Raw genomic sequence first — 12,702 nt, forward strand, 5'->3', positions numbered from 1 at the left:
CAATGGCCGATATCGTGCTGGACCAGGTGACCAAGAAGTACCCGGACGGTTCGCTGGCCGTCAACGATGTGAACATCAACATCGCCGACGGCGAGTTCATCATCCTGGTCGGCCCTTCCGGCTGCGGAAAGTCGACAACGCTCAACATGATCGCCGGCCTCGAGGACATCTCTTCGGGGGAATTGCGCATCGCAGGCGAGCGGGTCAACGAGAAGGCGCCCAAGGACCGCGACATCGCCATGGTGTTCCAGTCCTACGCGCTCTATCCGCACATGACGGTGCGTCAGAACATCGCCTTCCCCTTGACCCTGGCAAAGTTGTCCAAGGCCGAGGTGACGGAGAAGGTCGACGAAGCTGCGCGCATCCTCGACCTCGGCCAGTACATGGACCGCAAGCCGTCGAACCTGTCCGGTGGTCAACGCCAGCGCGTGGCGATGGGCCGGGCTATTGTCCGTTCTCCCAAGGCCTTCCTGATGGACGAGCCGTTGTCGAACCTCGACGCGAAGCTGCGCGTGCAGATGCGGACCGAGATCGCGGTTCTCCAGCAGCGTCTGGGCACCACGACGGTGTACGTGACCCACGACCAGACCGAGGCCATGACTCTCGGCGACCGGGTCGTGGTGCTGCGTGCGGGCAATGTCCAGCAGATCGGGACACCTGCCGAGCTCTACAATTTGCCGGCGAATCTGTTCGTGGCCGGATTCATCGGGTCGCCGTCGATGAACTTCCTGCCCGGACGATTGACCCAGACCGGCGTCGAGACCGCGATCGGTGAGGTCGTACCCGTCGACGTGGGCAAGGTCCTCGACAACGCCAAACACGTCAAGAGCAACGGTGAGGTGCTCATCGGTATCCGGCCCGAACATTTCGAGGACGCGAATCTGGTTGATGCGATTACGAAGTCGCGAGGTGCGACATTCGACGCGAAGATCTCGGTGCTCGAGTCGATGGGTTCGGACAACTACGCGTACTTCAACATCGAGGGCGGACAGGCATCATCTGCCGCGCTGGCCGAGATCGCGGCCGATGCCGGTCAGGAGATGGGCAGCGGTCAGTTGATCGCGCGGCTTTCACCCGAGTCGCCGATCGCCAAGGGGCAGCAGGCCGAACTGTTCTACGACACCTCGAAGGTCCTCGTGTTCGACCAGCACAGCGGCGCGAACCTCAGCCTGTAGGCCCAGGCGGTCAGGGAAGTTTGCGGCGACGGCGCGAGTGGGTGAGGAGTTCGTCGATGATCTCCTCATCCCACACGTGTCTGCGCACCAGGCGGTAACGCTCACACGCCAGCCACAGGTACAGTTCTGCGTCGCTGTCGATGTCGGGCAGCACGTCAGCACGCCGTGCCATCCTGACGACCGGTAGGAACTCTTCTCCGAACCAGCGGCGCGCAACCTCGGCCCGCCGCAGGAACGTACCCGTTTCCTGACTGAGTCGAAAACCCCATGCTTCGACGTTCTCGGCCAGTTCGGCGTAGTCGAAGGGGTCGTCGAATGAGATCGCCTCGCGCTGTTTGCCTTCCAACGGGACGCGGGACAAGAAGAGCCGACGGTGATCCTTCATGATCAGGTCGGAGCGGGCATTGATGCCCTCGGGGGATATCCGGGTGTGGATCTCAGTGACGTAGGCGTCGATCGTTTTGAATTTCCGGGCGATCGCGATCGAGACGCGATGATGACCGTCGATGACAAAATGCATCTTGCCGATGCGGTAGAGCTGGACCGGTGGCACGGATTCACCTCGCCGTTGGGCGGCGGCGAGCCGTTGCCACCGTTCCCGGATCCGGGCCGACGTCGGCCGGAAGTACCGATCGAAGTCGCGGGTACGGTCGACGCTTCCGACGATCGTGGAGACGTCCACGGCGACAAGGCCGAGGTAGGTTTCACCGGTCTTGCCCAGTGCGGCAACAACTTCGTCGAACGGCAATATCGTGTTGACGTCGGCAGGCTGGCGGGTCAGCCAGGCCGACAGCCGGGACAGTTCGGCTTTTCGACGTTGCCTGCTGAAGTCGTTTTCTGCGTCGGGGCCGGGAAACCCGGTGTCACGAGCCATGTCGCCTCCGTTGGACCGTGATCTCGCCGCCGCCCGGTTCGATGTCGAAGACGCTGTATCCGACGGTGTTCATGGAAATCGTGCTCGAACGCAGCGACCCACCAGGCCTTCGTTTCTTGTGCAAGATCGTGTGGTCCATCGGCGTCTGACCGTGGGGATGGATGTGTCCGTGTACCAACAGTCGTGGGCGCAGGCGATAGATCAGTGGGAGGTAGCAACGGAAACCGCGATGGGGTCCGTCCTCGGCATCCCCGATACCGCGGGCCGGGCTGTGGGTCAGCAGGATGTCGACGCCACCTGATCCGGGGGTGAGAAGGTAGCGGAACCGTTGCAGCGCAAGCCGGTTGGCGCGTTGACGTGCAGCGGCCTCGCGGTACTGGTTGGGTCCGTCGCTGTAGCGGATGCTGCCACCGAGCCCGGCGATCCGCAGTCCTGCGACCGTTACGATCCGGCCGTCGGCGTTCACCGCGCCCTGCGGACCGGGGTCTGTGGTCGGTAGTCCGGCTCGGGTCCAGCCGCTCCGTGTGCGTTTGTAACCGCTCAGGTCGCGGTCGTGGTTACCGGGCACGAAGACGCAGGGCGCCTCGAACCGGATCATCAGCTTTTCGAGATAGTCGAAGGGCAGGTCGCCTGCACCGATGATGAGGTCAGGCGCGAGTTCGTCGGCCGCCCCATGTTGGAGGCTGTCGACGACTTCGTCCGAGACCGCGAGCACACGTACCACTTCACCGACCCTAGCCACTTCGCCGGACTCAGCCACTTCGCCGGACCCGGCCACTTCACTCACCCTGGCCACTTCGCCGGACCCAGCCACTTCGTCGCCTTCAGCCATCTCACCGACCCTAGCCTCGTGGGGCCGTCGGGATACCGAAGATGGTGGTGTTTTACTGGGCAGTGCAATGAATGATTCAGAATCGTCGGTGATCGAACGGGTGTCGGCGCACCTTCAGCAGGCATTCTCCGGTTCCGAGCCCCAGCGGGCATCGGTGACCTTCTTGGGTCTGGAATCGATTGACGTACTGCGATTCACCGGCAGTCCTGCTGCAGCCGGGGGCGCTCGGGACGGGGGTGTCGAGGTCGCCTACGTCTCGCTGGGTTGCAGCCGCCATCCGATGGGGGAACCGGATCAGATGCTGGTCGATCCCACCGTTGGGCCCCGTGGGGAGATCGTGGTCCGCATGTACGCTTCGGCGCCGCTGCCAGGGCTCCACCGCAGCGTCGCGATGCTGGCGGCAGCACCGGCGGTCGAGGGTCTTGTGCTCACCGCCGACGGTTTGATCGACCTCGGCGAGCCGCTCTGGGAGGGTTCGAACTGCACGGCCGTGGTGTTGGAGGCCGACGTCGTCGCGCCGTGCCCGCTGCCCGGCGACCTCGAAGACGTGATGTTCTTCCGGGCCATCCCGATCACTGCCAACGAGGCCGCCTGGGTGCGATTGAAAGGTCTCGACGCCCTGCGCAGCGCCTGGACCGAAGCGGGTATCGACGTCCGCGATCCGGTCCGCGCGGGTGCCACCATCGGCTGAGGCCGACTGTTCAGAGGCGGGGCGGTCCCTGCGCGATCCGGTGGCGGGTGGCCTCGAGATCAGCGCCCGCGGTGAAGCTCGATTCGATCCACCAGGTTGCACCGGCGGTATGGCACGCGGAGACAACGGCGTTGTCCGACGGACCCTCGGTGGTGCCGAATCTGATGACGTCGAGGGGTCCCTCGTCGGTGCGATGGGTGGCGACGTAGTCGACCGCGCTGCGGACATCCTCCGGGGCGACATCGAGTCCGTACGTACCGGCGGTGACCAATCCGTCCCACCGGGCCGCGCGCCGGAGCGGGCTGCGTGCGGGCCACGACGCAGCAACCCAGATCGGTACCCGCGGTTGCTGCACTGTCGGTGTGAATGCGGCGCATTCGATGTCGTGGTGGTCGCCGTGGTGGTTCACCGGTTGTCCGCTGAGCAGCTGAGCCAGGACGTCGAGACCTTCGTCGAGCGCTGCCGCCCGCTGCCTGGGGTCGCTGCCGTCGCCGAATGCGGCGTAGTCGGGGAGATGCGGGTATCCGGCACCGACCCCCAGGGTCAGGCGTCCGCCGGAGAGATGGTCGAGGGTGATGATCTCGCGAGCCAGTTTGCCAAGATGTCGTCGGGGGACCGGGGTGACGAGCGTGCCGAGGCGGATCCGTTCGGTCCGCAATGCCATCGCGGCGAGCGCGATCCACGGGTCGACAACGGGTTCGGTGAACTGCAGATGGTCCCAGAGGAAGAAACCGTCCCATCCGGCCGCTTCGGCGTCCGCTGCCAGGCCGGCGAGGACCCGGGCGTCGCCGCAGAAGTCGAAGTTCGGTGTGTAGTAACCGAACTTCATCGGAGGGAGCTGTCCGGATGTGGGAGGCATGGGCCAGAATGTTACAGATATTCCACTTCTTGTAAAGTGTGTATGTGACGATTGATGGGCGCGGCGACAGCGACTCGAGCCGGGCGCGGATCCTCCGGGCGACGGCGACGGTGCTTGCCCGGATGGGCCCGAGCCGGTTGAACATGTCCGAGGTCGCGGCGGCTGCGAAGGTGTCGCGGCCCACCCTCTACCGGTACTTCCCGTCGAAGGAAGCGTTGCTCGATGCGCTCGGTCAGCACGAGCAGGAGCGGGTACGTGCGGCGGTGGCGGCCGCGGTGGACGGATTGAGCGGCCGCGAACGACTCGAGGCGCTGTTGCGGTACATGGTCGAGTCCCACAACTCCTATCCGCTCCGAAATCTCATCCTCATCGAGCCCGAGCATGAGTTGGGTGAGATCGAACGGGTGTTACCTGTTGTGCAGCAATGGATTGCACCGGAGTTCCCTGGCCCCGGTGGTGCCACGATCGCAGGCGCGATTGCGCGTATCGCGATTTGCCACTACCTTTTTCCCTCCGACGACAACGGTGTGTCGTTTCTCGCCCAGCTGCGTCAGGTCGCCGGGCTCGGCAACTGAGGAAGCAGGCCAGCGCGGCTCATGCGTCAGATGTGGTCAGAGCCAATGATTTCTGCGGAATGTGCGCCATAGGGCGGTGCAGACGCCGACGAGGAAGGCCAGCACGATGAAGTAACTGTATTTCCACTGCAGCTCGGGGATGTTCTCGAAGTTCATCCCGTAGATACCTGCGACCATCGTCGGCACCGATGCGATCGCAACCCAGGCCGATATCTTGCGCATGTCGGTGTTCTGCTGGATGCCGACCTTGGCCCCGGCCGCATCGATGAGCGACGTCAGCACCTCGTCGTAGCTGGCGATCTGTTCGTTGACACTGCTGTGGTGGTCTTGGACATCGCGGAAGTATCGGCGCACTTCCTTGGGCACCAGCTTGTCCTCGGAGCCGGTCAGGCGGCGCAGTGCCACGTCGAGTGGATCGACCGCCCGCCGCAGTTCCATCACCTCCCGCTTGAGGAGATACACCGGTTCGATCTCGACCCGGCGGCCGGGCGAGAAGATGGTCTCTTCCATGGCGTCGACGTCAACCTCGATGCGTGCCGTGACGTCGATATAGGTGTCGATCACGTGGTCGGCCACCGCGTGCATCACCGCGCTGGGTCCCAGTACGAGCAGTTCGGGACGCGCTTCGAGATGTTTGCGGACCCCAGCCAATCCGGTGTGATCGCCGTGGCGGACCGTGATGACGAAGTCGGGGCCCGATATCACCATGATCTCGCCCGTTTCGACGACTTCGTTGGAGACCTGAAGTGTTTCGTGTTCAAGATATTTCACGGTTTTGAGCACCAGGAACAGGATGTTGTCGTACTGCTCCAGTTTGGGGCGCTGGTGCGCCAGGACCGCATCTTCCACAACGAGTTCGTGAAGCCCGAAAGCCTCTGCAACACTTTCCATCTGGCGGTTGTCGGGAGCGTGCAGGCCGACCCAGACATAGCCTCGACCGGTTGTCCGGACCTCTTTGAGGGCGCCGGAGAAGGTGCGCATACCGGGCAGGCGGTGACCGTCCACGTACACCGCGCAGTCGACGACCGCGCGAGATGGTGGAATCGGCACCGGCGCCGAGACTTTCGGTTCGACGACGCCGGGGCGAAGATGTGGCCGCGAGGGCATGACAGCCTCCTTCGTTGCTGGTGTCGAACCCGATTCGACCCCCCGAAGATCGTACGCCCTCCACACCACCGGGCATCGCCACCGGCCAAGGGTTACGAATCAGGTCAGAGACTGTGGGCCCCGGGCTTCGACACCACGCTCCACCTGGCGATGCCGAATACGCTCGTGGCGATCGCGGATCCGTCCGGACAGGTGTCGCCGTTGCACTCACCGGTCGGTCATCGTTCGCCGACGATGCCGGCTGGCAGGCGCCGGTGCCGCTCGGGACCCGCGGCTCGCCGGATTCCGTGCGCGACCTCATCGTCGCAGGCCGGTGACTTGAATCGATCGAAATGTTGCCTGATGCTCACGATCCGGAGGTCCTGGGGTGTGAGCCCGGTCATCTGAAGTAGCGTTGTCGCCGTGACCGAGCCCCGGGGCGTCGAATCGCCCGTAAATGATGACAGTGCAGCAACAACGATCACCCGCGAGGAGATCTTTGCCGGCCATGAAGGCGGCAAATTGTCGGTGAACATCACCGCACCTCTCGATTCGAAGAAGGCGTTGTCCATTGCGTACACACCCGGCGTCGCCGAGGTATCCCGTGCGATTGCGGCCGACCCCGAACTGGCGCGCCGGTACACCTGGACCAACCGCCTGGTGGCGGTGGTCAGTGACGGCAGCGCCGTACTCGGGCTCGGTGACATCGGCCCGCTGGCCTCGTTGCCCGTGATGGAGGGCAAGTCTGCCCTGTTCAAGAACTTCGCAGGCCTCGATTCGATCCCGCTGGTGCTGAGCACGAACGATCCCGACGAAATCGTCGAAACCCTGGTTCGGTTGCGGCATTCATTCGGCGCGGTGAACCTCGAGGACATCTCTGCGCCCCGCTGCTTCGAGATCGAGAAGCGGGTCATCGAGGCTCTCGACTGCCCGGTGATGCACGACGATCAGCACGGCACCGCGATTGTGGTCCTGGCCGCGCTCAAGGCTGCGACCAAGCTGCTCGGCAAGCCCCGTGGCTCGCTGAAGATCGTGATCTCCGGTGCCGGTGCTGCCGGTGTGGCCTGCACCAACATACTGCTGGCCGACGGCATCGCCGACGTCACCGTGATCGACAGCAAGGGCATCGTGCACGCCGGACGCACCGACCTCAACGACGTGAAGGCCGAGCTGGCCTCGCGTACCAATCCGGATCGGCGCACCGGATCGTTGTCGGATGCGTTGGTCGGTGCCGATGTCTTCGTGGGCGTCAGCGCGGGCAAGGTGCCCGAAGCCGCGCTGGCCACCATGAACTCCGACGCGATCATCTTCGCCCTGTCGAACCCCGATCCCGAGGTCCATCCCGAGATCGCGGCGAAATATGCGGCGGTGGTGGCCACCGGTCGCAGCGACTTCCCCAACCAGATCAACAACGTGCTTGCGTTCCCCGGCGTGTTCCGGGGTGCGCTCGATGCCGGTGCCCGGCGTATCACCGAGGCGATGAAACTCGCTGCCGCCGACGCGATCGTCGAGGTGCTCGGCGACGATCTGTCGGTGCAGATGATCGTGCCCAGCCCGCTGGATCCACGGGTCGCACCGGCAGTCGCCGCCGCAGTTGCCCGGGTCGCCGCTGAGTGAGTGCTCTCATGAACCGCAGGGTTCGGCGGATGTTGCCGGCGTTGGTGCTGGTAGGTGCGTTGATCCTCGCGGGATGTTCAGAACCCGGCCCGACGGCGCAGCCTTTGGTCACCGGGTCGACCCCGGACACGCCGAGCCGCGTGGTGACCGCCATCTATGCCGGGGCTCTGCAGAACGCGGGCGCCGACGTCTCCGACGATCATCCGGTGGGTGATTACGCCGAGCTGTTGGCCGGGATGGACGAGCGTTCGGTCGACCTGATGCCGGCCTGGTCGGGGGAGTTGCTCGGCCAACTCAATCCCGGTGCCACCGGTCGCAGTACCGAAGACGTTTACAACGAGTTGAATCAGGCACTACCGCAGGGTGTTTCGGTGGGTGATGCGACGTCGGTGCAGGACAAGACGCTCGTGTACGTCTCGTCGGAACTGGCCACCACGGCCGACGTCGACGAACTCTCCGATTGTGGTCGGCTCCCGGCCGGTCTGCCGCTGGTGGTCGTCACGGAGCCCGACCCGGTCACGCTGACCGAGTTGGGCAGTGCCGGTTGTGCTTTCGCATCACCGGTGGTGCTCGGTGTGGAGGCGGCGATCGCGGAGGTCGCGGCAGGCCGGGCGGCGGGACTGTTCTCGGCGCTGGGCGTCGTCGGCGACGATTCCGGGCTGCAGGCTCTGGCCGATACCACCGACACGTTGCGCGCCCAGGATCTGGTGCCGGTCTTCCGGACCGCGGCCCTGGACCGCGACCTGTTCCGCGCGATGAACAAGGTTGCCGGAGACCTGACCACCGCCGACCTCACCACGATGGCGGAGCAGGTCGACGGCGGCGCCGAGGTGTCGGCTGTCGCCGGTCGCTGGCTGGCCGAACACAGTAGCTGACCCCGACCGCTATATCTCGACGTCCGCACTGGTCCGGGTCAGGTGCCTGGCCAGGAAGTCGCCGAGGTCGGCGACGGCTGCTGCGGCAGCGGGCATCAGGGGCGCGGCCACGTGACCGACGTGCCAGAGCCGGCCCAGATCGCTCAGCGTTGTATCGACGCCGGCGGCCTCGAGATCGGCGGCGAACTCGGTGACCTGCTGCAGCAACATCTCCGGCCTGCCGACCTGGATCAGCGTCGGCGGTAGCTGCGTGAGGTCGCCGCGCGCCGGTGCATACCTGGGATCGGCGGGATCGCCGTCGCCGAGGTACATTTCGGCGCTTCGGTTGGCCCAGGCGGCATTGACGACGATGTCGGTGCCGTTGTCGGCCTGCCGTGCCGCGGGATCAACCCACGGCGAGATCAATCCCAGCGCGGCCGGACGCAGTCCGTGCTCGTCGATCAGCACTCGTGCGGTCGCCACGCTCAATCCGCCGCCTGCGGAGTCGCCTGCGATGGCGATGGACTCGGGTTCGTATCCGCGCGTCACCAGATCGCGGAATGCAGCCACCGCGTCGTCGACTGCTGCCGGGCACGGATGTTCCGGCGCCAGGCGGTAGTCGAGGACATAGACCTCGGCCCGGACAGCTGCCGCCAAACTGGTTGTCAGGCCGCGATGGGACCTCGGCGAGCCGGTGACGTAGGCCCCGCCGTGGAGGTAGAGGATCGCCTGGGCGTGCTGGGTTGGCCCGACGGTGATCCGCTCGGCAGGCAGGCCGCCCAGAACGATCTTGCGGATCACCTGATCGGCGACCGGCGGTATCAGCAATGCGCTGGCATCGAGCATCCGTCGTTGAACGGTGGGCGTCAACCGTGCATTCAAGGCAAGTCGGAAGACGGGTTTGAACAGACGTTCGCTGAGTGGAATCGACAGGGCCAGAGAAGGACTCATCGCTCGATCACAGCACCGACGACGGGTCGTGCGGGACCTTTTCCGGCTTCGGTGCAACCCGGCCTGCGAACTTGGAGATCACCACTTCGTACAGTGAACCGCCGGTACGGACCAGGACGTCGATGATTTTCGCATCGGCACCGACCAGCACGCGGGGACGGTTCTTCTCGATCGCGGCGATGATGATCTCGGCGGCGCGCGGTGAGGTGGTCCGGGCCAACTTCTTGTCGAAGAACTCGGCGGCAGTGCGCTGATCGTGACCCTCGGACACCGTCGAGTTGCGCGCGATGGCGGTTTTGATGCCGCCGGGATGTACGCACGTGACCTGCACCGGATGCCCGGCGATCCGCATTTCTTGGTAGAGCGACTCGGTGAATCCGCGAACCGCGAACTTTGCTGCGTTGTAGGCGCTTTGGCCCGGCATCGCCAGGATCCCGAACAATGACGAGGTGTTCACGATGTGGCCGTCGCCCGACGCGATGAGGTGGGGTAGGAACGCCTTGGTGCCGTTGACCACGCCCCAGAAGTCGATGTCCATCACGCGTTCGTACTGCTTGAACTCGGTGATCTCCACTTCGCCGTGATGGGCGATGCCAGCGTTGTTGATGACCAGGTTGACCTTGCCGAAATGCGCCGCGACGGTATCGGCGTATTCGAGGACGGCCTCACGTTCGGCGACATTGAGCAGCTGTGAATGAACCTGCGCGCCGCGAGCTTTCAGGAGCCGTTCGGTCTCATCGAGTCCGGACGGGTTGACGTCGCTGATCGCCACGAGCGCGCCCTTGGCCGCCAGTTGCAGCGCCAGGTCTCGGCCCATGCCTGATCCGGCCCCGGTCACCACGGCAACCTTGCCTTTGAAGTCCTTCACGATGTCACCGTTTCTGTTGCGGGTCGGGAGGGTTCGGCCACTGCACCGGTGTGAGCCCCGGTGGGGACACTGGAAGTGTCGTATGCGGCCAGATCGAACTTACGCGTGATGCGGCGGTAGTTGAACGTGAATCCCGGCCACAGCGTGGTGATGTTGCCGAAGGCGTCCTTGTACCAACTGGCGCAACCGCCGGTCTCCCAGACGCTGGACTTCAGGTTCTTCTGGATGCCGACGTTGTAGTCGTGCTGTACATCGGATCGGACCTCGACGCGGGCGATGTCGTACTTGCGTTGCAGCTTGAGGTAGTCGACGAGATAGTTCAGCTGCGACTCGATCATGTAGACCATCGAGGTGTGGCCCAGGCCCGTCGAGGGACCCACCATCAAGAACAGGTTGGGGAACCCGTGCACGGTGGTGCCCTTGTACGCATTCATCCCGGTCGCATCCCAGACCTCGGTGAGGCTGGCGCCGTCCTTGCCGATGATGTGCTCGAAGGCGGGGGAGTCCGTGACATGGAAGCCGGTCGCGACGACAATCGCGTCGACGTCCCTGGCGACCCCGTCGGCGGTGATGATCCCGGTGGCGGTGACCTCTTTGATCGGGTCGGTGACCAGGTCGACGTTCTTCTGGCCCAGCGCCGGGTAATAGGTGTTCGACAGCAGGATGCGCTTGCATCCGACCTTCCAGTTCGGCGTCACCGCGGCGCGTAATTTTCGGTCGGAGATCCCGCGCGCGATGTTCCGCTTGCCGATGATCTTGGCAGGGGCGAGCACGTTGGGGGCATGTGTCAGGCCGAAGGAGACCAGCTCGTGCGAGGCGTAGATGCCGCCCCGGGCGGCCTTCTGGAACCCGGGAATGTGCTTGAACGCCCAGTTCTCGGCGCCCGAGTACGGGCGATCTGCGCGCGGCAGCACCCATGGCGCGGTGCGTTGGTAGACGTCGAGTCGGCCGACCTCCTTGGCCAATTCCGGAATGATCTGGATGGCCGAGGCGCCGGTACCGATGACCGCGACCCGTTTGCCCGCGAGGTCGTAATCGTGGTTCCACTGCGCGGAGTGGAAGACCTCGCCGGTGAAGTCGGCGATGCCCTTGATGTCTGGGAGTTTGGGTTCGCAGAGCGGTCCGACGCCGGCGATCACAAACGTCGCGCGGTATTCACCGGAGGAGGTGGTGATGGCCCACTGGCCGGCCGGCTCGTCCCAGGTGATGCTGGTGACCTCGGTGTTCCAATGCGTGTTCGGTTCCAGGTTGTGTTCGGCTGCGACCGCGTTGATGTAGCGGTGGATCTCGGGCTGCCGGGAGAACGAGCGGCTCCACGTCGGATTGAGTGCAAACGAGTACGAGTAGAGGTGTGAGGGCACATCGCAGGCGGCACCGGGGTAGGTGTTGTCGCGCCAGGTGCCGCCGAAATTGCTTCCGCGATCGAGGATCACGAAGTCGTCGATACCCTGTTGCCGCAGCTTGATCGCGGCGCCGAGTCCGGAGAAGCCCGCGCCGATGATGGCGATCTTTACAACGTTCATGGGTACGAACTTACCCACTACTGACCAAGTGTCAATAGGGACGGGGCCAGATGATGGCGCTTATTGACGATAAGTCAGTAAGATGAGGACTCATGACCACCGCCCGCCGCACCCGAATGAGTCCGCAGGCCCGACGCGATCAACTGATCGAACACGGATTGCAGATGCTCTCCGACCGAGCGCTGGACCAGGTGTCGGTCGAGGAGGTGGCCGAGGCCGCCGGCGTCTCGCGGGCCCTGTTGTTCCACTATTTCGAGTCCAAACAGGATTTCCTGGTGGCGCTGACGACCACGCAGAGTCAGCGGATGCTCGAACGTACCGAACCGGATCTGAGCCTGGGAGATCCTGTCGCGATCGCCCGCGCATCCCTCGCCGCGTTCATCGACTACGTCTCGGCGAACAGGTCGGCCTATCTGGCGATCCTGCAAGGTGTCGGCGCCTCGGATCCGGCGATGCGCAAGGTTGCCGACGACACCCGTGCGGTCATGGCCGAGCGTGTTCTCGGTTTGGCCGACCTGCTGGAGTTGCAGCGCACACCGATCCTCGAATTGGCGGTGCACGGCTGGGTCACGTTCAGTGAACAGGTCACCGTTCGCTGGCTACTCGATGACACCGGGGTCACCCGCGAGACCCTCATCGAACTGATCACGCAAGCCCTGCCGCTTCTGGCGATGACTGCCGGAACCCTGGACACTGTCGGCGACCAGCCCCAGATACCCACCCCCGGATACCAATAATGTGCCCTTCTGGCGACTGAAAGCCCTGGTGGGCGCCGCCAAAAGGGCACATTATCGGGG

The 12,702-nt window shown here is 64.5% G+C and carries 14 protein-coding genes; 6 read left to right on the plus strand and 8 right to left on the minus strand.

What is annotated here, in order from left to right; genetic code table 11:
* Positions 1 to 2 precede the first annotated feature (2 nt).
* Positions 3 to 1,175 (plus strand): ABC transporter ATP-binding protein, encoded by a 1,173-nt coding sequence (locus AC56PL_RS23285; protein WP_497155270.1) that lies wholly within the window; start codon positions 3 to 5, stop codon positions 1,173 to 1,175.
* A 10-nt stretch (positions 1,176 to 1,185) separates the two neighbouring features.
* On the opposite strand, the gene AC56PL_RS23290 is transcribed toward AC56PL_RS23285, so the two are convergent.
* A complete protein-coding gene (locus tag AC56PL_RS23290) occupies positions 1,186 to 2,049 on the minus strand; it encodes a chromosome partitioning protein ParB (protein WP_495517752.1) in 864 nt (287 codons plus the stop codon).
* Positions 2,039 to 2,773: a metallophosphoesterase family protein gene (locus AC56PL_RS23295; protein WP_497155320.1), complete on the minus strand. Its 735-nt coding sequence runs from the start codon at positions 2,771 to 2,773 to the stop codon at positions 2,039 to 2,041. The genes AC56PL_RS23290 and AC56PL_RS23295 overlap by 11 nt, the downstream gene beginning before the upstream one ends.
* A 175-nt stretch (positions 2,774 to 2,948) precedes the next feature.
* Here AC56PL_RS23295 and AC56PL_RS23300 point away from each other — a divergent pair, with 175 nt between their 5' ends.
* On the plus strand, positions 2,949 to 3,572 hold the full coding sequence (locus AC56PL_RS23300; RefSeq protein WP_495517751.1) for a suppressor of fused domain protein: 624 nt from the start codon (positions 2,949 to 2,951) through the stop codon (positions 3,570 to 3,572).
* Positions 3,573 to 3,582: 10 nt separating this feature from the next.
* Here the strand turns inward: AC56PL_RS23300 and AC56PL_RS23305 are convergent, their stop codons facing one another.
* Positions 3,583 to 4,431, minus strand: a complete 849-nt coding sequence (locus AC56PL_RS23305) for an LLM class flavin-dependent oxidoreductase (RefSeq protein WP_497155271.1) — start codon at positions 4,429 to 4,431, stop codon at positions 3,583 to 3,585.
* A gap of 44 nt (positions 4,432 to 4,475) precedes the next feature.
* Here AC56PL_RS23305 and AC56PL_RS23310 point away from each other — a divergent pair, with 44 nt between their 5' ends.
* Entirely contained in the window at positions 4,476 to 5,006 is a 531-nt protein-coding gene (locus AC56PL_RS23310; protein WP_497155272.1) for a TetR/AcrR family transcriptional regulator, read from the plus strand.
* 36 nt (positions 5,007 to 5,042) lie between these two features.
* On the opposite strand, the gene AC56PL_RS23315 is transcribed toward AC56PL_RS23310, so the two are convergent.
* Both AC56PL_RS23315 and AC56PL_RS23320 read right to left on the minus strand, forming a co-directional pair.
* Positions 5,043 to 6,113 (minus strand): CorA family divalent cation transporter, encoded by a 1,071-nt coding sequence (locus AC56PL_RS23315; protein WP_495517748.1) that lies wholly within the window; start codon positions 6,111 to 6,113, stop codon positions 5,043 to 5,045.
* A 218-nt stretch (positions 6,114 to 6,331) separates the two neighbouring features.
* On the minus strand, positions 6,332 to 6,496 hold the full coding sequence (locus AC56PL_RS23320; protein ID WP_495517747.1) for a hypothetical protein: 165 nt from the start codon (positions 6,494 to 6,496) through the stop codon (positions 6,332 to 6,334).
* Between the two features lie 19 nt (positions 6,497 to 6,515).
* Between AC56PL_RS23320 and AC56PL_RS23325 the strand changes: the two genes are divergently transcribed.
* On the plus strand, positions 6,516 to 7,709 hold the full coding sequence (locus AC56PL_RS23325) for an NAD(P)-dependent malic enzyme (RefSeq protein WP_497155273.1): 1,194 nt from the start codon (positions 6,516 to 6,518) through the stop codon (positions 7,707 to 7,709).
* 8 nt (positions 7,710 to 7,717) lie between these two features.
* Positions 7,718 to 8,584: a glycine betaine ABC transporter substrate-binding protein gene (locus AC56PL_RS23330; protein ID WP_497155274.1), complete on the plus strand. Its 867-nt coding sequence runs from the start codon at positions 7,718 to 7,720 to the stop codon at positions 8,582 to 8,584.
* A gap of 9 nt (positions 8,585 to 8,593) precedes the next feature.
* Here the strand turns inward: AC56PL_RS23330 and AC56PL_RS23335 are convergent, their stop codons facing one another.
* From AC56PL_RS23335 to AC56PL_RS23345, 3 genes are read right to left on the minus strand one after another with little or no spacing between them, the layout of a single operon-like run.
* Positions 8,594 to 9,514 carry an alpha/beta hydrolase gene (locus AC56PL_RS23335; protein ID WP_497155275.1) on the minus strand — a complete coding sequence of 307 codons (921 nt, stop codon included), beginning with the start codon at positions 9,512 to 9,514 and terminating at the stop codon, positions 8,594 to 8,596.
* A gap of 7 nt (positions 9,515 to 9,521) precedes the next feature.
* The gene (locus AC56PL_RS23340) at positions 9,522 to 10,382 is read right to left on the minus strand and encodes an SDR family NAD(P)-dependent oxidoreductase (RefSeq protein ID WP_497155276.1); all 861 of its coding nucleotides are present in this window, start codon (positions 10,380 to 10,382) and stop codon (positions 9,522 to 9,524) included.
* Positions 10,379 to 11,905, minus strand: coding sequence for a flavin-containing monooxygenase (locus AC56PL_RS23345; RefSeq protein WP_497155277.1), 1,527 nt, complete (start codon positions 11,903 to 11,905; stop codon positions 10,379 to 10,381). The genes AC56PL_RS23340 and AC56PL_RS23345 overlap by 4 nt, the downstream gene beginning before the upstream one ends.
* A 92-nt stretch (positions 11,906 to 11,997) precedes the next feature.
* Here AC56PL_RS23345 and AC56PL_RS23350 point away from each other — a divergent pair, with 92 nt between their 5' ends.
* Positions 11,998 to 12,642 carry a TetR family transcriptional regulator gene (locus tag AC56PL_RS23350; protein WP_495517741.1) on the plus strand — a complete coding sequence of 215 codons (645 nt, stop codon included), beginning with the start codon at positions 11,998 to 12,000 and terminating at the stop codon, positions 12,640 to 12,642.
* Positions 12,643 to 12,702: the final 60 nt, after the last annotated feature.

The organism is Williamsia sp. Y721 (assembly GCF_059683565.1).

What these genes read in the sequence shown, in the direction of transcription:
- AC56PL_RS23285 (WP_497155270.1), top strand. Translation starts at nt 3, where the DNA reads ATGGCCGATATCGTGCTGGACCAGGTGACCAAGAAGTACCCGGACGGT.
- AC56PL_RS23290 (WP_495517752.1), bottom strand. Translation starts at nt 2,049, where the DNA reads ATGGCTCGTGACACCGGGTTTCCCGGCCCCGACGCAGAAAACGACTTC.
- AC56PL_RS23300 (WP_495517751.1), top strand. Translation starts at nt 2,949, where the DNA reads ATGAATGATTCAGAATCGTCGGTGATCGAACGGGTGTCGGCGCACCTT.
- AC56PL_RS23305 (WP_497155271.1), bottom strand. Translation starts at nt 4,431, where the DNA reads ATGCCTCCCACATCCGGACAGCTCCCTCCGATGAAGTTCGGTTACTAC.
- AC56PL_RS23315 (WP_495517748.1), bottom strand. Translation starts at nt 6,113, where the DNA reads ATGCCCTCGCGGCCACATCTTCGCCCCGGCGTCGTCGAACCGAAAGTC.
- AC56PL_RS23320 (WP_495517747.1), bottom strand. Translation starts at nt 6,496, where the DNA reads ATGACCGGGCTCACACCCCAGGACCTCCGGATCGTGAGCATCAGGCAA.
- AC56PL_RS23330 (WP_497155274.1), top strand. Translation starts at nt 7,718, where the DNA reads ATGAACCGCAGGGTTCGGCGGATGTTGCCGGCGTTGGTGCTGGTAGGT.
- AC56PL_RS23335 (WP_497155275.1), bottom strand. Translation starts at nt 9,514, where the DNA reads ATGAGTCCTTCTCTGGCCCTGTCGATTCCACTCAGCGAACGTCTGTTC.
- AC56PL_RS23345 (WP_497155277.1), bottom strand. Translation starts at nt 11,905, where the DNA reads ATGAACGTTGTAAAGATCGCCATCATCGGCGCGGGCTTCTCCGGACTC.
- AC56PL_RS23350 (WP_495517741.1), top strand. Translation starts at nt 11,998, where the DNA reads ATGACCACCGCCCGCCGCACCCGAATGAGTCCGCAGGCCCGACGCGAT.